This is a genomic window from Pseudidiomarina indica (assembly GCF_900104245.1).
Taxonomy (GTDB): Bacteria; Pseudomonadota; Gammaproteobacteria; order Enterobacterales; family Alteromonadaceae; genus Pseudidiomarina; species Pseudidiomarina indica.
In genome coordinates this window covers 16,533-37,949 of record NZ_FMXN01000007.1, presented here as the reverse complement: position 1 = coordinate 37,949, position 21,417 = coordinate 16,533, and the positions used below count along the sequence as shown (strand labels likewise).

General features: G+C 48.6%; 18 protein-coding genes. 5 read left to right on the top strand and 13 right to left on the bottom strand.

From position 1 onward, the window contains the following. Nucleotides 1–8: 8 nt before the first annotated feature. From thiL to yajC, 9 genes are all read right to left on the bottom strand, one after another. The gene (thiL, locus tag BLP64_RS06970) at nt 9–1,010 is read right to left on the bottom strand and encodes a thiamine-phosphate kinase (RefSeq protein ID WP_092593094.1); all 1,002 of its coding nucleotides are present in this window, start codon (nt 1,008–1,010) and stop codon (nt 9–11) included. Nucleotides 1,011–1,024: 14 nt separating this feature from the next. Next, nucleotides 1,025–1,444 carry a transcription antitermination factor NusB gene (gene nusB / locus BLP64_RS06965; protein ID WP_092593092.1) on the bottom strand — a complete coding sequence of 140 codons (420 nt, stop codon included), beginning with the start codon at nt 1,442–1,444 and terminating at the stop codon, nt 1,025–1,027. An 11-nt stretch (nt 1,445–1,455) separates the two neighbouring features. Then, nucleotides 1,456–1,920, bottom strand: a complete 465-nt coding sequence (gene ribH / locus BLP64_RS06960; protein WP_092593090.1) for a 6,7-dimethyl-8-ribityllumazine synthase — start codon at nt 1,918–1,920, stop codon at nt 1,456–1,458. A gap of 50 nt (nt 1,921–1,970) precedes the next feature. Then, entirely contained in the window at nt 1,971–2,579 is a 609-nt protein-coding gene (locus tag BLP64_RS06955; RefSeq protein ID WP_092593088.1) for a lysophospholipid acyltransferase family protein, read from the bottom strand. 6 nt (nt 2,580–2,585) lie between these two features. After that, nucleotides 2,586–3,389, bottom strand: coding sequence for a DUF3014 domain-containing protein (locus BLP64_RS06950; protein ID WP_176754942.1), 804 nt, complete (start codon nt 3,387–3,389; stop codon nt 2,586–2,588). An 81-nt stretch (nt 3,390–3,470) separates the two neighbouring features. Then, a complete protein-coding gene (yaaA, locus tag BLP64_RS06945) occupies nt 3,471–4,256 on the bottom strand; it encodes a peroxide stress protein YaaA (protein ID WP_092593084.1) in 786 nt (261 codons plus the stop codon). A 36-nt stretch (nt 4,257–4,292) separates the two neighbouring features. Beyond that, a complete protein-coding gene (gene secF, locus BLP64_RS06940) occupies nt 4,293–5,240 on the bottom strand; it encodes a protein translocase subunit SecF (protein ID WP_092593082.1) in 948 nt (315 codons plus the stop codon). 11 nt (nt 5,241–5,251) lie between these two features. Further along, the gene (gene secD / locus BLP64_RS06935) at nt 5,252–7,099 is read right to left on the bottom strand and encodes a protein translocase subunit SecD (RefSeq protein WP_092593080.1); all 1,848 of its coding nucleotides are present in this window, start codon (nt 7,097–7,099) and stop codon (nt 5,252–5,254) included. Nucleotides 7,100–7,119: 20 nt separating this feature from the next. Continuing rightward, nucleotides 7,120–7,452: a preprotein translocase subunit YajC gene (gene yajC, locus BLP64_RS06930; protein ID WP_092593078.1), complete on the bottom strand. Its 333-nt coding sequence runs from the start codon at nt 7,450–7,452 to the stop codon at nt 7,120–7,122. 186 nt (nt 7,453–7,638) lie between these two features. Here yajC and BLP64_RS06925 point away from each other — a divergent pair, with 186 nt between their 5' ends. Together BLP64_RS06925 and BLP64_RS06920 are read left to right on the top strand one after the other, a co-directional pair. Further along, nucleotides 7,639–8,262 (top strand): trimeric intracellular cation channel family protein, encoded by a 624-nt coding sequence (locus tag BLP64_RS06925; RefSeq protein WP_092593076.1) that lies wholly within the window; start codon nt 7,639–7,641, stop codon nt 8,260–8,262. 2 nt (nt 8,263–8,264) lie between these two features. Then, nucleotides 8,265–11,642 (top strand): hybrid sensor histidine kinase/response regulator, encoded by a 3,378-nt coding sequence (locus BLP64_RS06920; RefSeq protein ID WP_092593074.1) that lies wholly within the window; start codon nt 8,265–8,267, stop codon nt 11,640–11,642. On the opposite strand, the gene BLP64_RS06915 is transcribed toward BLP64_RS06920, so the two are convergent. Together BLP64_RS06915 and BLP64_RS06910 are read right to left on the bottom strand one after the other, a co-directional pair. Further along, nucleotides 11,632–12,282: a response regulator gene (locus tag BLP64_RS06915; RefSeq protein WP_092593072.1), complete on the bottom strand. Its 651-nt coding sequence runs from the start codon at nt 12,280–12,282 to the stop codon at nt 11,632–11,634. The genes BLP64_RS06920 and BLP64_RS06915 overlap by 11 nt on opposite strands. A gap of 108 nt (nt 12,283–12,390) precedes the next feature. After that, entirely contained in the window at nt 12,391–14,619 is a 2,229-nt protein-coding gene (locus tag BLP64_RS06910) for a TonB-dependent receptor (protein ID WP_092593070.1), read from the bottom strand. Between the two features lie 240 nt (nt 14,620–14,859). Here BLP64_RS06910 and BLP64_RS06905 point away from each other — a divergent pair, with 240 nt between their 5' ends. The 3 genes from BLP64_RS06905 to BLP64_RS10805 are packed head-to-tail and all read left to right on the top strand — an operon-like array spanning nt 14,860 to nt 19,023. Further along, nucleotides 14,860–16,155, top strand: coding sequence for a GntP family permease (locus BLP64_RS06905; protein WP_092593068.1), 1,296 nt, complete (start codon nt 14,860–14,862; stop codon nt 16,153–16,155). A gap of 27 nt (nt 16,156–16,182) precedes the next feature. Further along, nucleotides 16,183–17,841, top strand: a complete 1,659-nt coding sequence (locus BLP64_RS10810; protein WP_176754941.1) for a long-chain fatty acid--CoA ligase — start codon at nt 16,183–16,185, stop codon at nt 17,839–17,841. A 6-nt stretch (nt 17,842–17,847) separates the two neighbouring features. Continuing rightward, a complete protein-coding gene (locus BLP64_RS10805; protein WP_176754940.1) occupies nt 17,848–19,023 on the top strand; it encodes an E22 family MetX-like putative esterase in 1,176 nt (391 codons plus the stop codon). 48 nt (nt 19,024–19,071) lie between these two features. Here the strand turns inward: BLP64_RS10805 and BLP64_RS06895 are convergent, their stop codons facing one another. Both BLP64_RS06895 and BLP64_RS06890 read right to left on the bottom strand, forming a co-directional pair. Further along, entirely contained in the window at nt 19,072–20,859 is a 1,788-nt protein-coding gene (locus BLP64_RS06895) for a TIGR03545 family protein (RefSeq protein ID WP_092593066.1), read from the bottom strand. 5 nt (nt 20,860–20,864) lie between these two features. Then, nucleotides 20,865–21,371, bottom strand: coding sequence for a TIGR03546 family protein (locus BLP64_RS06890; RefSeq protein WP_092593064.1), 507 nt, complete (start codon nt 21,369–21,371; stop codon nt 20,865–20,867). Between the last annotated feature and the right edge of the window lie 46 nt (nt 21,372–21,417).

Below are 21,417 nucleotides of genomic sequence, written 5' to 3'. Positions count from 1 at the left end.
CGCACGAATTAAGTCTCCGACTCAGCCGTCGGCTGCTGGAAATGATCAAAACCGTAAGCAGCATCTGCTGGGAACGACCAGGGCTCCCCAGCGTAAAGCAGTTGGATCGCGCCAGCATCATTGGTCACTCGACCAATACATACAGGCTTTTGGGCGGCGTGCGCAATGACAGTATCAAACACACCTCGTTGCGCTTCTGGAACCGTAAATAAGAGTTCAAAATCTTCACCACTGGTCAGGGCATAGCGAAATGCATCGGCTTCCGATAAGCTTTCCGTTAACGCTAGGGATAACGGGAGTTCGTCCACATCAATGCGAGCGCCTACTTGAGAAGCAGTGAGGATATGGCGTAAATCGGCGAGCAAGCCATCCGAAACATCGATTGCACTACTAGCAATCCCTCGTAAGGATTGGCCCAGCGCAACTCGTGGGGCAGGAAAAAACAAGCGTTCATTCAAACGCCGTTGATAATCTGGAGTTATTTTTTGTCGTTGCTGCATGCCTGCCAGTGCTAACCCAGCATCGCCTAAAGCACCGCTCACATAAATCCAATCCCCAGGTTTCGCTCCACTGCGACGCAGTGCCTTTCCGGTCGGTACAAAGCCATGAGCTGTCACGGTAATCGTCAACGGCCCACGGGTGGTATCCCCACCAATTAATTGGCATTGGTAATAATCACAAATTTCACGTAAACCGTTGGCAAATCCAGTGAGCCATTCGTCATCAAACGTTGGCAGCGTCAAGGCCAAACTAATCCAGGCTGGCTCTGCGCCCATGGCCGCTAAATCACTCAAGTTAACAGCAACCGCTTTATGGCCAATGGCACGCGCTGGCGTATAGTGATCAAAGTGAACACCTTCGACTAAGGTATCCGTCACCACCACCAACTCTGAATTCGCTGGCACTTGCAGCACGGCACCATCATCACCGACACCGGTATCCACATCTCCGCGAGTAGGATACCGATGGGTAAAATAGGTTGCGATTAGGTCGAACTCACCAGCGGCCATAGCAATGCTCTGCGTTATTGGCGTACGGGACGCAAGGTGCTAACGGCCTTATCCAACACCCCGTTGACAAAGCGATGACTGTCGTCTGCACCAAAGGCTTTGGCGAGTTCAATTGCCTCGTTAATCGCTACCTTAAACGGCACATCTGGCCGCTCTCGCAATTCAAACGCTGCTAACCGCAACACGGCGCGTTCAACCTGGTCGAGATCTTTGAGTGGGCGATCAAGAAAAGGCTCCAAGGCTTGATCCAGTGCGACAGCTTGTCCTGCAACACCACGTACCAGTGCGAGGAAATAATCCACATCAAGTTTACTGGTATCATTTTCAGTTAAATACTGAACTTCGATATCACTCATGCTGTTCTGAGACATTTGCCATGAGTAAATGGCTTGTACGGCAAGTTTTCTTGCTCGACGACGGGCCGCTGGTTTCATTCAATTCTCTCTTAAATTTGACTCAAAACATTGACCATTTCGAGCGCACTCAAGGCTGCTTCTGCACCTTTGTTGCCGGCTTTCGTACCGCTGCGTTCAATGGCTTGCTCAATGGAGTCGGTGGTAATAATTCCAAATGCGACAGGAATTTCATGCTCAAGCGCAACGCGCCCTAAACCGCTATTACTTTCCCCTGCCACAAAGTCGAAGTGCGGCGTTCCACCACGAATCACGGCACCAATCGCAATCACGGCATCGTAGCGCCCTGACTTGGCTAACTTTTTGACCGTTAACGGAATTTCATAAGCACCCGGCACACGCACAACAGTGATATCTTCATCACTCACTTGTCCGTAATGCTTGAGCGTTGTTAACGCACCGTTTAACAAACTGTCCACCACAAAATGATTAAACCGCGATACAACAATCGCAAACTTTTTGCCTGGCGCAGCAATTCCACCTTCAATGATTTTCATGGTTTGATCCTTTTCAAAAAATCTGCACGATAATAGCACATTTTAACGCATCACGTATGCTCAGGATATTTTCCGACTGCATGGGCAACCGCCCCTTTGACACGTTGTAATTCAACATCAATCTCACCGGTAATCATCATTGCCGGGGTGATTTCAATCACTTTACGGGAAAAATCCAGCGCAACTGGAATGACTGGAACTTGCGCTGCTTTCGCGATGTGGAGAAAGCCTTTTTTCCACTCAACAACTTTCGTTCGGGTCCCTTCGGGTGATAACGCAAGAATGAGATGTTCGCGCTCATTGAACTGTGTCACCATTTGCGCAACCACACCTCCTGCGGCGCGTCGATCCACAGGGATCCCGCCCAACCAACGCAGAATACCATTCACTGGGAAGCGGAAAATTGTATGTTTGCCGAGGTAGCTGAGGTTTAGACCCAGTGCTAACATGGCAAACACACCAACAAAAAAGTCCCAGTTAGAGGTGTGAGGTGCTACGGGAAAAATGGCTTTACGAACTGGCGGTAATTCCCCTTCGATGCGCCAACCACCCAATACACGCATCCCCAACCGCCCTACCCAACGGCTAAAACTGTTCCCACGGAGTGGGAAGTCGCCATGTAAAGACGTGGGAATGGGATCTAAGGGTGTGTTCGCCATTGCTGACTACTTCTTCAATGCTTCTTGAATGGTGGTCAGTTTTAATTTTACCCGGCGAATATTGTCTGGCCCCATCCGTAGCATTTGTTTCTGTGCTGCTGGTAATGCTTCCAACGCAGGGTCTGCATAACGATACATGACACTATCATCATTCAGCTCAATCACCGTTCCTACTGCGGGTGTTTGCATGAGCACCTCAATGGCTTCAAGCAACACCTGTGTTGGTTCCTCATCGGGATAGCCTATTTCGGCTAAGGCTTCGCGCATGAGTGGCTGATAGCGTTCAAATAGCTGCATGATAACTTCTGTATCTAAACTGACAAACCAATCCACGATGGTGTTGTAACGGTCATAGCTGCGTGGATCTATATAAACGTTGCTGTTTTGCTCTAATACCCGAAACGCAGCGGTCGGGCCCGCAATCACTGATTTTTCGCGAATCACTTGGCCTTGACGCAGGTTATCCATAAACACCACGGCATCACGGATAAGTTGTTCGGATTGTAACGGCGTGACGGTTTGCTCCGCCTCAACCAACTCTTGTAACACAGCCGCCGTACTTTCATTCAAGCTGGGCAACGGGACTTCGGGTTCTGCTGGAGCGGGCTCATCCAAATCTAAGGTGTCTGCAACCGGTGGAATCACCTCCTGAACAAGCGGTGCTGGCTCTTCTACCGGCACCTCAGGTTCAGCTGTTTCATGGGATTCCACCACGTCAATTACGGGCTGTGAAGGTGTTTGAGACTGGTTTTCATACATGAACCAAAGAATCACAGCAACGGCAAGCGTCAAAACGACTATCAACGACACCCATAGTGTTTTTCTAGATGTCGCTGGCGTCACTGATGGTGATGATTCATGCCCAAAATCTCTCATTACCTTGGTTCCTCGTTATGATTGTTGATCGCGTTCAGCACGATAGAATACTAATTCTGTCGCCGTAGATTCGTCGGCATTGAAACGATACCCGCCACTATTAAACTGGCGCAAATCTGCAACAGATTGTGGTCGTTCATTCATAATAAAACGAGCCATCATCCCGCGAGCTTTTTTCGCCCAGAAACTAATCACTTTATACTGACCATTCTTCTCGTCTTTAAACACCGGAGTAATGATCGTTGCATTCAAGTTTGCTGGTTTTACGCTCGAGAAATATTCTTGAGATGCAAGGTTTACGAGCAAGTCTGAATCAATCGCTGCTAAGTCCTGATTCAAAAGCTCAGTAATTTCGTTCCCCCAAAACTCGTACAAGTTATTACCAAAGGGGGTCGCCAACTTCGTTCCCATCTCTAAGCGATAAGGCTGCATTAAATCAAGCGGCCTTAATACACCGTATAGACCCGACAAAATGCGTAAATGTTCCTGCGCATATGAAATTGCTTCTTCCGACAGCTTTTCTGCTGCTAAACCGCTATACACATCCCCATCAAACGCATAGATTGCGGGGCGTGCATTTTCTGGCGTGAATGGCTGCTGCCACTCGGCAAAACGTGCCGCATTCAAACCCGCCAACTTGTCACTAATTTTCATCAGTTGACTTAACTGCAGCGGAGTTAACGTTTGACATTTATCAATCAGCTGTTGTGCACGACCCAGTAAACGCGGTTGCGAATACTGGGTCGTTGGTAACACGCTGTCATAATCTAAGTTCTTTGCAGGCGATATGACAACCAACATAAGTTCATCCATCCCTTCTTACTAAGCATCGGTTGGTTAAGGCATTGGCTCTAAGTCTTCGCCTTCTTTTTCAACTTCTGGCGGCATCAAGTCTTCGCGACTCACACCTAATGCCAGAGCTAAGGAACTACCGATAAATACTGACGAATAGGAACCTACTACCACACCAAATAAGAGCGCGGTAGCAAAACCACGGATTAATTGCCCACCAAGCACGTAGAGTGCAATCAATACTAATATCGTCGTTAATGACGTCACGACCGTACGACTTAAGGTACTCGTTAAGGCTTCGTTGATGATCTCTTCCGGCGTTCCTCTATGGAATTTCCGGAAGCTTTCACGAATCCGGTCACTAATAACCACCGAGTCGTTAATTGAGTAACCGATAACAGCAAGCACCGCTGCCAATACCGTTAAATCGAACTCTAAACCAAGAATTGAAAACAACCCCAGCGTCAAAATAACGTCATGTCCTAGAGCACCGACTGCCCCTAACGACAAGCGCCATTCAAACCGCATGGCAATGTAGATGAGAATTCCGGTCAACGCAGCTAATACGGCCAAGCCACCTTGTTCTGCCAATTCGTCACCGACATGAGGTCCAACAAATTCAATTCGACGTAACTCAACATTCGCATCGGCCGCACTTTGCAAAACTTTCAGTACTTGGTCGCCAAGCTCTTGAACTTTAACTCCTTCAAGAGGTTCAAGCCGGATCAGGACGTCTTGCTGAGTGCCAAAGCTTTGCACCACAGCACCGCCAAAGCCGTTCTCATCGAGCGTTTGACGAATGCTCGATAAGTCAGCTGCTTGGTCATAACCAACTTCAATGACGGTTCCACCGGTGAAGTCTAACCCCCAGTTCAGCCCCTTTACACCTAGGCTGACAATGGACGCTACCACTAAAATTCCGCTGATAATCCAAGCCCACCAGCGGTAGCGCATAAATGGGAAAGCTTGTTCCGCTTTAATCAATTGACGCATAACAATTCTCCCTACACCGATAGCCGATCAATTTTCTTACCACCCCAAATCGCATTAATCACTGCGCGGGTTCCAACAATGGCGGTAAACATTGACGTGACAATACCAATTGCGAGGGTGACGGCGAATCCTTTGACTGGCCCAGTGCCCACAGCAAATAAAATTAACGCAACAATCAGGGTCGTAATGTTCGCATCCATGATGGTCGAGAACGCACTGTCATAACCATAATGAATCGCTTGTTGAGGCGTTCGCTTCGCTCGGATTTCCTCCCGTATACGCTCAAATATCAGGACGTTGGCGTCAACCGCCATCCCTACTGTTAGAACGATACCGGCCATACCGGGAAGGGTTAAGGTTGCCCCTGGAATCATTGACATCACCCCAATGATCAACACCAAGTTTGCCGTCAATGCCAAGTTAGCGACCCAGCCGAACCAGCGATAGTAAAGCGCCATAAAGGCCACCACCAAAATGAAGCCCCAAAGAATTGCTTTGGTTCCCAAATTGACGTTTTCTTGACCTAGGCTTGGCCCTAAGGTTCGCTCTTCAACAATCTGAATAGGGGCAATCAACGCACCAGCACGTAACAACAGAGCTAGGTTTTGCGCTTCTTGCTGCGAGTTGATCCCAGTAATACGGAAGTTACTTCCTAAGCGGGATTGAATGGTAGCAACGTTGATGACTTCTTCATGGCGTTCAAAAACCAGGCGATCATTGGCATCGCGTTCACCCGTTGATTTAAACTCAATAAACAGAGTTGCCATGGGTCGACCAATATTGTCACGCGTCGCGAGGGACATTTTATTCCCACCTGGACCATCCAAAGAGATGCTCACTTGCGGCCGCTGGTTTTCATCGAATCCAGCAGTTGCGTTGACAATGTGGTCACCAGTCAAAATCACATCTTCTCGTAGCAGAGTATTGCCACCATTTCGATTAGGGAACAACTCTGAACCGAAAGGTACACGCCCCATTTCGGCATCGCGTAAACTGCTTTCAGTGTCGACAAAACGAAATTCAAGGGTTGCTGTTGCCCCAAGGATTTCTTTGGCTCGCGCCGTGTCTTGAACACCAGGTAGTTGTACCACAATGCGACTAGCGCCTTGACGCTGCACAATTGGCTCAGCGACCCCTAACTCGTTCACCCGGTTACGAAGAATGGTGACGTTTTGTGAAATTGCGTAATCTTGGGTTTCTTTTAGTTTCACTTCCGTCATGCGCAAACGCAAGGTGTTATTCGCTGCATCATCAATCAAGCGATAACCTTGGTAGCGGTTATTTAAATAACGACGCGCTGCGGTGTAGTCTTCCGCAGTACGTAGTTCAACCACAACGTCATCATCAACCCGCCGAATGCTGGACGAACGAATTCGCTCTTCGCGGAGTTCAGCGCGCACGGTATCACGCATTTGCTCTTGAATTTTGCGGGTTGCTTCGTCCATGTCCACTTCCATTAAGAAGTGCACACCGCCACGCAAGTCGAGGCCTAATTTCATTGGTTCAGCCCCTAACGCGGCTAACCATTTTGGTGTTGCTGCAGCCAGGTTTAGCGCCACAACATAATCATTCCCCAAGGCCTGTAACAGGGCATCACGAACTTGTAGTTGCTCAGCATCAGTATTGACACGGACCAAAATCTGGTCGTTTTCGAACGTGATCCCTTTCGCTTGTACACCCAGCTCTGATAGCGTCTGCTCGACTTGATTTAAGGTTTTGTCATCGACTGTCACAGTACGCGTCGCAGAAACTTGTATCGCGTAATCTTCCCCATAGAGGTTGGGAAGTGCATACAGTGCTGCCACCGCAATAATGACGATGATCATCACGTTTTTCCATAACGGAAATTTATTTAACACGATAAATCCTTATCTCTTGATTACAGAGACTTCATGGTACCTTTTGGCAACACAGCGGTCACTGCAGCTTTTTGAACCGTGATTTCAATGCCTTCAGCAAGTGCAATCACCATAAAATCTTTGTCGTCTGCAATTTTGCTGATACGTCCTACGAAGCCACCGTTCATCAGAACTTCATCACCTTTGCTAATGCTAGAAATCAATTCTTTGTGTGCTTTAACGCGCTTCGCTTGTGGCCGGTAAATCATGAAGTAGAAAATTAAACCGAACATCACCAGCATGAAAATGAGCTCCATGCCACCACCTTGTGGTGCGGCGTCTTGGGCATAAGCTGTTGGAATTAAGAAGTCCATGTAAATCCTCTCTGCTACTGTTAAAGTTGGTAAAGTGAAAAGATGGGGCTGAATATATGGCATACAAGCCCAACTTTCTAATTTTTTATGTGTGGCAGCTATTCTAGCGAATTTCTGGTTAAATAGGGAGCGAATTAGTACTCCAACCGTTACATTCTACGCAGCTAAAGGATTCATTGAGGTGATATGGAATTAACAACCTTCTTTTACTGTTTCGATCATCTTGGCGTTGCGGTCTTTGCTATTTCTGGAACCTTATTGGCATTCCGTAAAAGTTTAGATGGTGTGGGTGCCATTGTCCTTGCGACAGTCACAGCGGTTGGCGGCGGAACAACTCGTGACCTCATTCTGGGATTGCCAGTATTTTGGGTCTACGACACCTATTACCTACTGACTATTTTAGTGGCGGTAGCCCTAACCATCATTTGGTTACGATACAAAGCCTATATCAATGAGCGTACGTTGCTGATTGCTGATGCCGTCGGTGTCGCTTTCTTTACCGTGATGGGAGCTCTCAAGGCTGCCGATGCCGGGTTTAGCCCCTTAATTTGTATTGTCATGGGAACCATGACCGCCTGTTTCGGTGGCATGTTGCGTGATGTTCTTGCCCAAGAACGTCCGATGATTCTTAAAGGTGAACTCTATGCAACCGCGTGTATTATTGGCGGCGCCGTTTTTATCTTGTTGGTTCCCTACTCACAGCCAGTAGCTATTATTGTTGGAGGATTAACAACTCTGTTGATTCGTCTCGGTGCGATTCGCTGGCATTGGTCACTGGTGGTCTTTCGTGACCATGATGGAACTCGATAGCGATGTTAAGTACCGGCCTCACCATTCTCCTTGCCATGGCCTATATTGCGGTTCTGTATAGCATTGCATACCGCGGTGAGCGTCGTTCGTCTAATCAACATAAACCCTACCGCTATGCATTAGCACAAGGAATTCACTGCACCACCTGGGCCTTTTACGGCACCATGACGCAATCTGCGTTTTACGGCTGGTCCGTCGCTCCTACCTACATTGGAGCTATGTTAGTTTTCCTATTCGCACATCGATTACAAATGCGCTTATTGCATGTCTGTAAGCAACAGAATTTAACGTCTATTTCTGACGTTATTAGCCAACGTTATGGGAAATCCCCAACCTTGGCCATTGCAGTCGCTATCATCGCGTTGATCGGCATCATTCCTTATATCGCATTACAGCTACGAGCTGTCTCCAGTAGCTTTGGAGCCGTCACCGGACTCACCGCTACGCCATTACCTTGGTTCATCGATGTGGTCGTTCTGGTCGCAATTGCGATGATTGGCTTTGCTATTTTGTTTGGAACTCGGCGCATGAGTTTAGCCGAGCAACACGCTGGGTTAATGGATGCTGTTGCATTTGAATCGGTTGTTAAACTTGCGGCATTTATGGGCGTTGGCTTTTATGTGAGCTATGTCCTATTCGACAACGTCACCGACATTTTCGTCCAAGCCTCACAACAACCGGCTATTACCGCTGTCCTTGCAGGACAACCTCATGGTGGCTTTGTCTACATGACCCATATTATTTTGGGTGCCATTTCAATGTTCTGTTTACCGCGGCAATTTCACGTCAGTTACATTGAGAATAATGACCCAGAAGAGCTGAAAACGGCCCGCTGGGCATTTCCATTGTATTTGTTTGCCATCAACCTTTTCATTCTGCCGTTGGCGTTGGCTGGTTTGTTGTTAGTCCCTGAAGCCATGCATTCCGATACGTTAATGATTAGCTTGCTTCTCACAGCGGACGACCCCGGCATCACGGCAATAGCATTTATTGGTGGATTAGCTTCTGCAACGAGCATGGTGATTATCGCCACTTTGGCGTTGAGCATTATGATTTCAAATGATGTGGTGATGCCGCTGTGGCTGAAGTCCACCAAACGCAAATTCCGCAATGAAATATTTACGCCGCAAAAGATTCTTTCTATTCGCCGTACCACCATCGCGTTGATTATCGTGTTTGCGTTAGGGTTCCATAAACTGACTGAAGCCAATTTGCCTCTTGTAAACGCGGGGCTACTGTCGCTTGCCTTACTCGCACAGCTCGCCCCAGCACTGCTCGGGGGCATTATCTGGTCACGAGGAAATCGCGTAGGCGCCAGCGTCGGTATTACCATGGGCACCCTGCTTTGGTTCGGATTATTGTTCTTACCTTCGTTACAACGTGATCCTGGCTTATCCGATATTGCCTTAAGCTCAGGAGTGTTGGTGAGTTTAAGTGTCAACGTGCTGTGTTATTTCCTATTCTCCATCATCACCAAAGCATCGCCCATTGAAACCCAATTACGCGCGTTGTATACCGATCCGCAAGGGGATCACACGGAGTTTTATCCACACCATGCCATCTCTTGGGGGCGCTTGCGGCAGTTATTGACTCGTTTCTTTAATTACGCGGAATTGGAACGATTAAGTGAACGGCTCAACCACAACTTGGCCGTTGCACCAGCAGATGAGTTGGTGCCGGGTGCTATTCTGGTAAAGATTGAGCGGGAACTTTCCGCCGTTATCGGTACTGCAGCAAGTCGTATTCTCTTAGATACCGTCACCCAACAACCAGCGGTACCTATCGCACATGTCGTCACTTGGGCAACTGAAGCATCACAACTGTATAAGTTTAACCGTGAATTACTCCAAGCTTCCGTCGAAAACATCCCCCAAGGCATTAGCGTGATTGACCAAGAACTCCGGCTCGTGGCATGGAACCAGCGTTATGTGGAGTTATTTTCCTATCCCCCCAACTTCCTCCAAGCCGGCATGCCAGTCGCTGAATTGCTTCGTTTTAATGCGCAGCGCGGGCTTATCGCGACCGCAGCCGCCAGTGATATTGATGAAGAAGTCGAGAAACGCCTGAACTACCTGCGCCATGGCAGTGCTTACCGCTACCAACGACAACAGGGAGAGTTCGTGATTGAACTGCAAGGCAACCCCATGCCGGGTGGCGGATTCGTGACCACCTATACTGATATCACGGAGCTCGTTGCTGCCCAACGCGCGTTAGAGCAAGTTAATATTGAATTAGAACAACGAGTTGCAGACCGAACTGCACAGCTATTGGCGGCCAAACAAGCCGAGGAACGCGCTCACCAAAGCAAATCTAAATTCTTCGCAGCAGTAAGCCATGATTTAATGCAGCCCTTTAATGCAGCCACCCTATTTTGTGATTTACTCGCGCAACGCGCCGATCCTAGCTCCCAGCAGCTGGTTCGCCAAGTGCAACAGTCGCTAAAAAACGCAGAAGAATTGCTCACCATGCTGTTAGAAATGACGCGGTTAGAAGCAGGGAACCTTCCCGTCAATAAGCAACACACCGCATTGCATGACGTGATCGGGCCATTGGTGGAAAACCAGCGGATTATTGCAGCCGATAAGGGGGTAGAAGTTCATTACGTTCCCACCCGGGCAACCGTTTATACCGACCGGAAAATGCTCAGTCGGGTGGTACAAAATTTACTCTCGAATGCCATTCGCTATACCGACCACGGCAAAGTGTTAATTGGTACTAAACGCTGCGGTACTCAGCTGCAAATTCGCGTCTACGATACCGGACGCGGCATTCCTGCCGACCAACGGAACAAGATTTTTACCGAGTTCCACCAAGTTCATCAGCAGGGAGGTAATCCCGGCTTAGGACTCGGATTAGCGATTGTTGATCGGATGTGCCGATTGCTTGAACTGCCCTTGACCTTAACATCACAAGTCGGCCAAGGAACCTTGTTCGCGATTACCTTGCCTGAAGTTCATTGGCCCCCGCAAACCACAAGCTCGCCCGAACTACAGACGTCTCATGATGAGGAGTTTTTGCACGGGCAAGTGGTCTGGATTCTGGATAACGATCCGCAGGTATTGCAGGCCATGGAGCAACTACTCATTGCATGGGGAGCAAGAGTGCATACGGCGTTAAATCGTGAGCAACTCCCCTGGCACCAACCGCCCCCGCAATTACTGATTTTTGATTATCATTTAGATGAGCAAGATACCGGCGTTGCAGTACTGACTAAGGTGCGTGAGCATTATCAGCTGCCGGAGTTACCTGCCATTATTAACTCCGCCGATCCCGATGAAACCGTGCGCGAAGAAGTGATCGCAACGGCTGCCTTATTCACTCCTAAACCTATCAAGACGGCGGCACTCAAGCGTCTCATCAAACGTCTGGTCAATGATTAGTATCGGACGTGCTAAGCATTTGTTTGAAAAGAATTCCGGCTTGGGTACGGTTCGTGACATTGAGTTTTTTTAATATCGCCGAAACGTGCTGCTTAATCGTGGTTTCTTGCACATTTAATTCGTAGGCAATTTGCTTATTCAACAAACCATCCGCCAAACATTCCAACACTCGAAACTGCTGGGGAGTGAGTTGTTCCAAACGTTTGGCAAACTCCTCGTAATCCTCGGCAGCAGTTTGCGTTACAGCTTGCTCAATATCAGCTGGAAGCCAAGTATCCCCCGCCAATACCGTATGAATTGCTGCTTGTAACTCAAGCAACGGCATGGATTTAGGGATATAAGCGCTGGCACCAAATGCCATGGCTTGGCGAATCGTGTCCAATTGTTCATTCGCAGACACTACCACCACTAAAATATCGGGATAACGACTGCGTAACGAGGTTAAGCCCGTCAAACCGCGGTTTCCAGGCATGGTCAAATCAAGCAAAACCAGTTCAACATGGGGATGACTGTCAATCAAGGTGAGTAGTTGCTCAAAGGATTCAGCTTCTAAAATGGGCGCCGCTAACGTTTCCGTTAATGCTTGCTTCAGTGCGGCACGGAATAAGGGATGATCATCAGCAATAATAACGCGAGCCATGGTTGAACCTACACAATGTGTGACTAAAGTAGCCATGCTAACGTGTCCATCAAAAAAAGTCAGTGGTTACCTGCATCACGACACAGGTAACCACTGAGTGGGGAATGCTTAGAACTTATACCCCACTGCCAGGGAAACAGTTCGTGGGTCTCCGTAATAGCCAACAATGGCATCGTCACCAAAGGTTGCATCGAAGTTGTACCCGCCGACGCGATATTCCTCATCAGTCAGATTCTTACCGTGCAAGCCAATATTCCAATGACCATCTTTGGAGTACCACACAATGCTGGTATTGAGTAAACCGTAGCTGTCTTCATCCAGCAATGACGGCACCTCAAACATTTGTGCAGAACCACGATAGGCGTAGTTGGTGGTCCAAACAAACTGCCCGGCATTGGTATCAAAGGTCTTATTGAAACCCACGCTGTACGTCAATTTCGGTGTGTTTTGGAAGGACCAAGCATCCGTCACGTCCGTGATATCACCGGTGGCCGGCTCTTCGTACATCACCGAGTCAAACTCAGCATCGATGTACCCCAATACCACGTTAAAGTTTAACGTATCAGTTGCCGCGAAAACGGATTCGATTTCAAACCCTTTCACCGTACTCTCACCCGCATTCAGCACTTGAGACGAGATTCCGGCAGGTACCACCCGTTGTACCGTGACCTGCATGTCTTGGTAATCTGAGTAGAAGATGGCGCTGTTCAACCGCATCCGCCCATCGAGCAACTCGGATTTCACCCCAAACTCAACGGTATCCACAATTTCTGGATCATAAGGCTCGTTGATGGTGGGGTTCAGCGATTGGTCTGCCCGCATATCCACACCGCCGGACTTGAAGCCATTGCTATAACTACCGTAAACCATAACGTCGTCATTCACTTTGTAGTTCAAGGCGACGTGTGGAGAGAAACGGCTCCAATCCGCTTTGGTGGTAAAGTCTGAGTTCACCGCAAACGGCGTGCCAACAGAATCCGGATCGATGGCATTAATATAGTGAATGCCTAGATAAGTCGCACGATACACATCGGCTTCTTTTTCATCTTTGGTAAAGCGGCCGCCAAGGGTCAACGTTAGCGCATCCGATAATTTGTAGTTTCCTTGACCGTAAATTGCATAACTATCGGTTTGAACGCAACCACCGTTATCCACGGTAACCCCGCCCAATGCCGCTAAATACATGGGTAACACGGTGCCAAACACACCACAAGCTTCACCATCGTAGTAATAAAGCCCACCGACGAAGTCAAAGTTGGAGTTATTGCTATAACTCACTTGGAATTCTTGAGTGAATTGATCATCTTCATAGATGGCAGGAACCATAAAAATTGGTTCACCGGTCGAGTTAAAGTCAATATTCGTGTTGGTATACCCTTCGCGACCGGCTGTAATCGACTTGAAACCCCACTGGTCATTGATATCCCAGTTATAAGTAACCGACCAGCCTTCAGTTTCAACCAAGTTATCAACCGGCATCGCGGTGTTCGAGTCGTACACATCATCGAGCGGAGCAACGCCTGTGACACTACTGGTCAACAACCGATAGCCGCCTTTGGCATTCGACTTGTCTTTGGTTTTGTCGTACGAAAACTTCACATCCATGTCATCGTTAAGCAGCCATTTAGCCGACACTCGATAGGTCAGTAAGTCTTTGTCGTAGTTATCATCGCCCGTGTTCAGGAAGGTGCCAAAACCATCTCGGTTCAACGAAGCAATCGCCGCACCAACGTAGAAGTTATCTGCTAATGCTGTTTGCCCTGAAAGCTTCAGATCACGTTGATTATAACTACCCACGGTGCCTTGAATGGACAGCTCGTTATAACCCGTCAGCTCTTTGGAAACATATTTGAGGGCACCACCAATGGTGTTTTTACCGTATAAGGTTCCTTGCGGACCACGCAGCACTTCAATCCGCTCCAGATCAAACACTTCTAAAACAGCACCTTGGGGGCGGGCGATATATACATCATCAATATACACCCCAACGCCAGGCTCAAAACCCCAGAGCGGATCTTGTTGACCCACCCCACGAATATAAGCGGTTAACGTTGAGTTGGTGCCACGGCTTACCTGGATGGTTGCGTTCGGAATTCGCTGCTGTAGCTCGGTAATATCTTCAACGCCAATTTCTTCCAAATCACCTGCGCCAAAAGACGTGACCGAGACCGGCACATCTTGCAGGCTTTCAACTTTGCGGCGTGCGGTTACTTCAATGCGCTCCAAAGCTTTCACTTCTTCATCAGCAGTCGGTGTGTCTTGCGCATAGGCTGGCATCGCAATGATGGTAGTGATTGCCACAGCCAATAAAGAACGGCGAAATGTGGGTTGACTCATGGTGTCTTTCTCCCCGATAGATTGTTGTTTTGTCGTTGTCATCATTATTTTTGTTATCTCATGCAACACAATTGCGAATATTTGTCATGGCTTAAGTACCCTAGCGCAAAGTATTGAGAATGTATTCTGTACGTTAGTACTATGTAAAAATCACAATCAGTAGCGCATGATACTGCGCAACGTTGCAGCAATTCAGGTCATGGCATTCCTGAACCATAAAATGATAATAAGAGGAACTGCATGTTAAGCATGATCGGACTTATCGGAGGGCTTGCCCTTCTGATCATTCTCACCCTACGGGGAATGAATCTATTCATCAGCGCCCCCCTTTGCGCGTTAGTCGTAGCCCTGACGAGCCAAGTCCCTTTATTTATTGGAGAGACTAATTTTGTTACCGGATACATGAGTGGCTTTACCAGCTTTATTGCTGCTTGGTTCTTCATGTTCTTGCTCGGGTCAATTTTTGGCAAGTTTATGGAAGATACGGGAGCTGCGGACAGTGTTGCCAAATGGATCATCGACAAACTAGGGCGTAAGCAAGCCATGCTCGCCGTGGTTTTAGCCTGTGCGATTTTGACATACGGCGGGGTCAGTGTTTTTGTGGTGGCGTTTTCAGTTTACCCCATGGCTTTGTCGCTCTTTAAAGACGCCAACTTACCGCGCCGCTTTATTCCTGCAGCACTCGCTTTTGGTTCCGTTACCTTTACCATGACTTCAGCTGGCTCTCCTGAAATTCAAAACTGGATTCCCATTCAGTTTCTCGGAACCTCCCCCTATGCAGCATGGGAAGTGAGCTTAGTGGTGGCAATTGTGATGGCCTCGTTTGGCTATTGGTGGCTCAAGCGCATGATTCTGCGCGCAGTTGCGCAAGGGGAACACTTTGAGGAGCGCGCCGATGACCCGAAAAACATTGCTCGCAAACTCCCCAGCCCCATCAGTGGACTGATTCCTTTATTAGTCGTGCTTGGTCTTAGCTTTACGTTTCATGAGTCATTGAAACAAAACGCGCTAATTATTGCCTTGTTGGGAGGGGTATTATCGCTGGCAATCATTAACCACCGCTACTTCCAAAACATTTCCCAAGCACTCACCGACGCCTCGACCGGTGCCTTAGTCGCAATTGGTAATACTGCAGCAGTGGTAGGTTTTGGCAGTATTGCAAAAGTCACACCGGCATTTGAGCAGGCGGTGGTTATCATGACCCAATTACCGGGCAATGAATTAATAGGTGCAGCAATTGCAGTGAGTGTGATTGCGGGGTTAACAGGGTCGGCTTCAGGCGGTCAGGTGATTGCACTTCCTTTCATAGGCCCTCACTACATTGATGCAGGTGTGAGCCCCGATCAGCTTCACCGGATTGCCGCCATTTCTTCGGGTGCCTTGGACTCATTGCCTCATAACGGTTATGTGGTCACCACCATCCGCGGTATCTGTAAAGAAACTCACCAAGCTGCCTATTGGCCTGTGGCCGCTGTCACCGTGGTGGTTCCTTTGATAGGCGTGGCCTTAGCCATTGGCTTGTTTATATGGTTTTAATTCGGGCGAATCAGGTAGGAATTTATTATGTTTGAAGTCACGACCACAGGTTCCTCCCCACTTTTGGGGAATGCCCAACAGAGTCAATTGATGGTGATTGATATTCTACGTCACGCGGTACGACGTCACCCACAACAAGAAATCGTATCGCGCCGCTTGGAGGGCGATATTCACCGCTACCAGTATCAACACTGCTACCAGCGTACTTGCCAGTTGGCCCATGCCTTAACAGACCTGGATGTTCAGCCCGGTGATCGCATTGCTACCTTGGCATGGAACACCTATCGTCACGTTGAGCTGTATTATGCCGTGAGCGGAATCGGTGCGGTTATCCATACCGTGAACCCCCGCTTACTCGCCGATCAGATCCAATGGATTATTAATGATGCCGAGGCCAGCTGGCTCTTTGTCGATTTAAGTTTTGTGCCGCTCCTGGAAGAATTTGTTCACCAACTAAAAACTGTGAAAGGCATTGTGGTGCTCGCCGATCCTGAGCATCAACCGGAGCTTGCGCGCCAATGGTTACCTTCATACAACTATGAGGCCTTGATTCAAGGAAAACCGACCACCTTTGCTTGGCCGGTTTTTCCCGAACACACTGCCGCCATGTTGTGCTACACCTCCGGCACCACGGGGAATCCCAAAGGGGTGCTGTCTTCTCACCGTTCCATTGTGCTGCATGCACAAGCGGCTGCAGGTCCTGAGCTACTCCAATTGGATAGTGACGTGGTGCTGATGCCCATGGTGGCGATGTATCACGTGGGGGCTTGGGGCGCTCCTTACGCGGCCTTACTGGCTGGCAGCAAATTGGTCTTGCCGGGTGCAGGAATGAGTGGTGCCGATATGTACGAACTCATCACCACCGAACAAGTGACTGTTGCATTAGGCGTACCGACCATTTGGCTCACTTTGCATAACCATTTGCATACCCAGCAACTCACCGTGCCAAGTTTAACGCGGGTGTGCGTTGGCGGCGCTGCATCACCGTTAGGTTTGGTCAAACTCTATCATGAACGTTATCAGGTGTATTGGCAGCCTATTTGGGGCATGACTGAAACAGGGCCCTTGGTTACCTCGGCACCTCCCACGAGAGAGCTGATGGCACTGCCATTGAAGCAACGGTATGCCATTCAAACCACAGCGGGACGCGCCTGTTTTGGCGTAGATATGGAGATTTTCGATAGTGAGGGGCAGCCGGTGCCACACGATGGCAGCAGTTCTGGTGAACTCAAAGTACGCGGCCCCTGGATAACAAGCAGTTATTATCGTCGTGATGACCCAGAAGTTTTCAAAGACGGCTGGCTAGCCACAGGCGATATCGCCGTGATTGATCCCCACGGCTATATGAAAGTAATCGATCGGAAAAAAGACTTAATTAAAAGTGGTGGGGAATGGATCAGTTCACTGGATATTGAAAATATCACCAGCCAACACCCCGCCGTCAATGAATGTTGCGTTATTGGCGTCAAACATCCTAAATGGGATGAACGTCCGTTGTTACTCATTGTGCCAAACCAAAACACGGACATCCGCAAAGAAGAGATTTATCAATTTTTAGAAGGAAAAATTGCCAAATGGTGGATGCCAGATGAAGTTCTTCTGGTCGATAGTCTTCCGCACACTGGCACTGGGAAGCTCATCAAGCATGAGCTGCGAGACAAATACCTTAATTTATTCATGGAGTAACACACAATGCTAACTCGGATAACCATCATCATTGCATTGGCATTCGCCTGGTTGCCAGGGCTTCATGCCACTGAACTGCTGGTAGAAAAACAGCGCTTTACCACCCATGACTTTGTCACCGTAAGCGGTGAGACAATTCCAGAGGTCACCATCGGCTGGGAAGCTTATGGCCAGTTAAATGACGCCAAAGATAACGTCATTCTGATCACCCACTTCTTTTCAGGCAATAGTCACGCGGCTGGCAAGTACTCACCCACCGACCCACAACCAGGGTATTGGGATGCCATTATTGGCCCTGGCAAAGCCATCGATACTAATCAGTACTACGTGATTAGTTCGGATACCTTGGTCAATGCGTTTCCTCATTTACCTCATGTAGTGACCACCGGTCCGGCGTCGATCAATCCAACAACCGGAAAGCCTTACGGCTTAGATTTCCCAGTGGTCACTATTCGGGATTTTGTAAACGTTCAACATGCCTTGCTAGAAAGCTTGGGAGTTTCCAAGCTCCACGCCGTCATTGGCGCCTCAATGGGGTCACTACAGGCCATTGAATGGGGCACTGCCTACCCCGACATGGTGGAACGCGTGGTGTCCGTGATTGGTGCCGCTGCAATGGACGCTTGGACCATTACCGCGCTGGAACATTGGGCACGCCCCATTAAACTGGACCCAGATTGGAATCAAGGCAATTACTACGACGGCAATGCTCCCATTGCCGGCTTAGCCAGCACCTTAACCATGATTACCCAGCAAGCCATGCATCCGATTTCGTTCAACCAAGCATCACCAACGCAAGAAACCTTGCCTGCGGCGGGGCTGGAAAGTATCTTGAATGATTTACCAGCAACAGCGTTTTGGTTCAACGCAGCGGCTAAAAATGCGGTGCTTGCCGATGCCAACCATATTCTTTATTTGGTCAGAGCGAATCAGTTATTCATTGCAGGCCATCAAGAGAACTTGGCCGCTGGTTTGGCAAACCTCAATGCGAAAACCTTATTCCTTCCAGCGAAGCACGATTTGTTGCTACAACCTTACTTGGCACAGCAAGCCGTCGCGACGTTAAAAGAGCTTGGTAAAGAACCTCAATATGATGAAATTGAGGGTGTTTTTGGCCACTTGGATGGGCTTTACTCCATTCAAACAAAAGCGGCGCTAATTGCTGAGTTTTTAGCGCAATAATCGTCAGCCGCCTATAACAAAACACCGGCCTAAGCCGGTGTTTTTCATTTAACGTCCAAATACCCCTTTGAGACGATCTTTCAATTTATCTTCAAGCTGCCGCTCAAATTTAGCTTTCATCATCTCTTCAAGTTTATTGTCTTGCTGTTCGGCATCTCCTAATAACTCCATCAGCCCTTCTAACAGCTCTTGGTTTTCACCGAGGAAGCCACCGGACTCTGCTTGCAACTTCGTTTGCAATGCAGCCAGCTCACCTTTACTCGCATCCAACGCGGCATCTTTCAAGGCAGCGCCTAATTGCCGATCTAAATCGGACGCAAACGAGAACTCAGGGCTGGTTAATGCGCCAGCAATATTGGCATTAATATCAAGACGCTGCAGTTGCCGTAATGCGCTTGCAACAACTTCTGCCCAACGGTTGTCCGCCTGTGCTGCCACCGCCATCTCGGCAAACTTCACCGTTGCTCCACCATCAAACATACTGTCACGGAGAGACACCGCGCCCTCTGAGTCCACCAAGGCTTGCACAATGCTTGCGGTAAATTCACTGCTGTCACTCAACCCAACTTCTTCCAATGACACGCCTTTTACTTGCCATTGCTGCTTGGCATCCACACCGGAGTCAGTAAGCGCTAACTCGCCGTTAAGGTTCAGCAGTTGCCACAAGGGTGACTGGTCGGAACGCACTTGGAAGGTGGTCGGCTGTCCCAATTGCTGATGTTGATGGGTGATATTGGTCCAATTCGCATCAACCCGGGTTTCGCCCCAAACAAATTCAGTGACTGCTTTTTTCACCAAGAAGGAAGGCGGTTCGTCTGCTTGGCTAAACTCAAACCACACGCCTTCGCCGCGCTGGGGTTCTACCAACGATTCATCGGCAGAGCGGGCTAACATGGGCGCCAGCGTGTCATAGGCCAGAAGAATATATTGGCTCCATTGACGCATTTGATCCCCGAACAAGACTGCAGTGATTTCCGTAAAGCCTTCACTATTAAACTGCAACAACTGTTGCGCTCGTTCAATGTCCTGACTGGGCGCTTGCTGCACCGCTTCAAAATCCTCTTTTAGCGTTGCCACCGCTTGTGACGCACGTTCTTTGATGGATTTTAAACGCTCTCTATCGGCCTCAAACTGCTCCTTCAATGCATTAAATTGATCTTGTAACTGTTGCAATTGCTGCGGTGTTTTAATGTCTGTTTCGGTCAGCTTTTTCAGTTCTTCTTCATAGCTTTTTAGCAACTCAGCGCTCGGTAAGTCCTGCTTAATTTGTGCCAACACTTCCCGCTGCTCAGCCACGGTCGCTTTCGCTCGTTCTATGGCAGCTGGCGTTTGCAGTTCAATGCGAGCAACAATCTCATCAACGTCGGGCAACGCCATGTTGAGATCTGCCAGACTATCTAATGCCCATTGCTTTAAGTCGCCAGATTCCTCGGTAGTTTGATACACCTCGCCCGTTTTTGCCCGTGGTTGGTGCACTCGAATGCCGGTCGCCACCATATCTTCAATATGCAACCGCCCTAGCAGCAGTTGTTCAACGTTCACCGAACCTTTCAGCTGGTCAATGACCAAACGGTTATAGTCCGGTTGCGCCGGGTCCGTCACTTGGATTCCTCGTACTTCAATGCCCAATGGACTCCAGCGATGGTCAACCTGACTCACGTTCACTTCCGCGCCATTCATTGCGCCCACACTGCGTTCAATCGTCCATTTCAAAATACTGTCGAGTAATAACCATGAAAACGCGAACAACAGTCCGCAAATGATCAGAAATACCCCCAACCCCGACCAACGAATGGTACTGCGGCGTTCCACCGGCGATATATTTGTTTTCGACATGCTGGTTATCTCCGTAACTCGCTGTAAATCATCCAAAACCGGTTGGCTTTAAGCATTTGCACCAACTTCAGTTTGTTAAACCAAGCTTGGATATGCGTTCGATAACGCGTGATCACAAAATAGCTCACACCCAGTAGTACTGGTGCAAATGCCAAACTAAGCAGCATGCTGCCAAGTGTAATAGTGTGGTGGAATTGGAGAACTCGCCAAAATGCGGACTGATAGAGCCCCTGCCAAAGTGGCTGCCAATTTTCACTCGATAACAGCGAATAGCCTATCTGATGGAACCAAGGGTCCAGTAAATAAGCGATACCTGAACAAATCACAAAACTTAAAATAAACCCTGTTAAGTTGATGCGAAACAGCAACACAATTAACAAAATCACTAAATTATGTAGTCGCCAAAGTGGCGTAAACCCCATTATCATTCCCAACACGAACGCGAAAGCGAGAGCCCAAACTCCCGACTCCGAATTCAATGCTTTGAGAAATTTTGCTAATAAGCTAAGCATAACCAAAACCCCCAACTATATTTGTAACTGTAAGAATAGCTTAGTG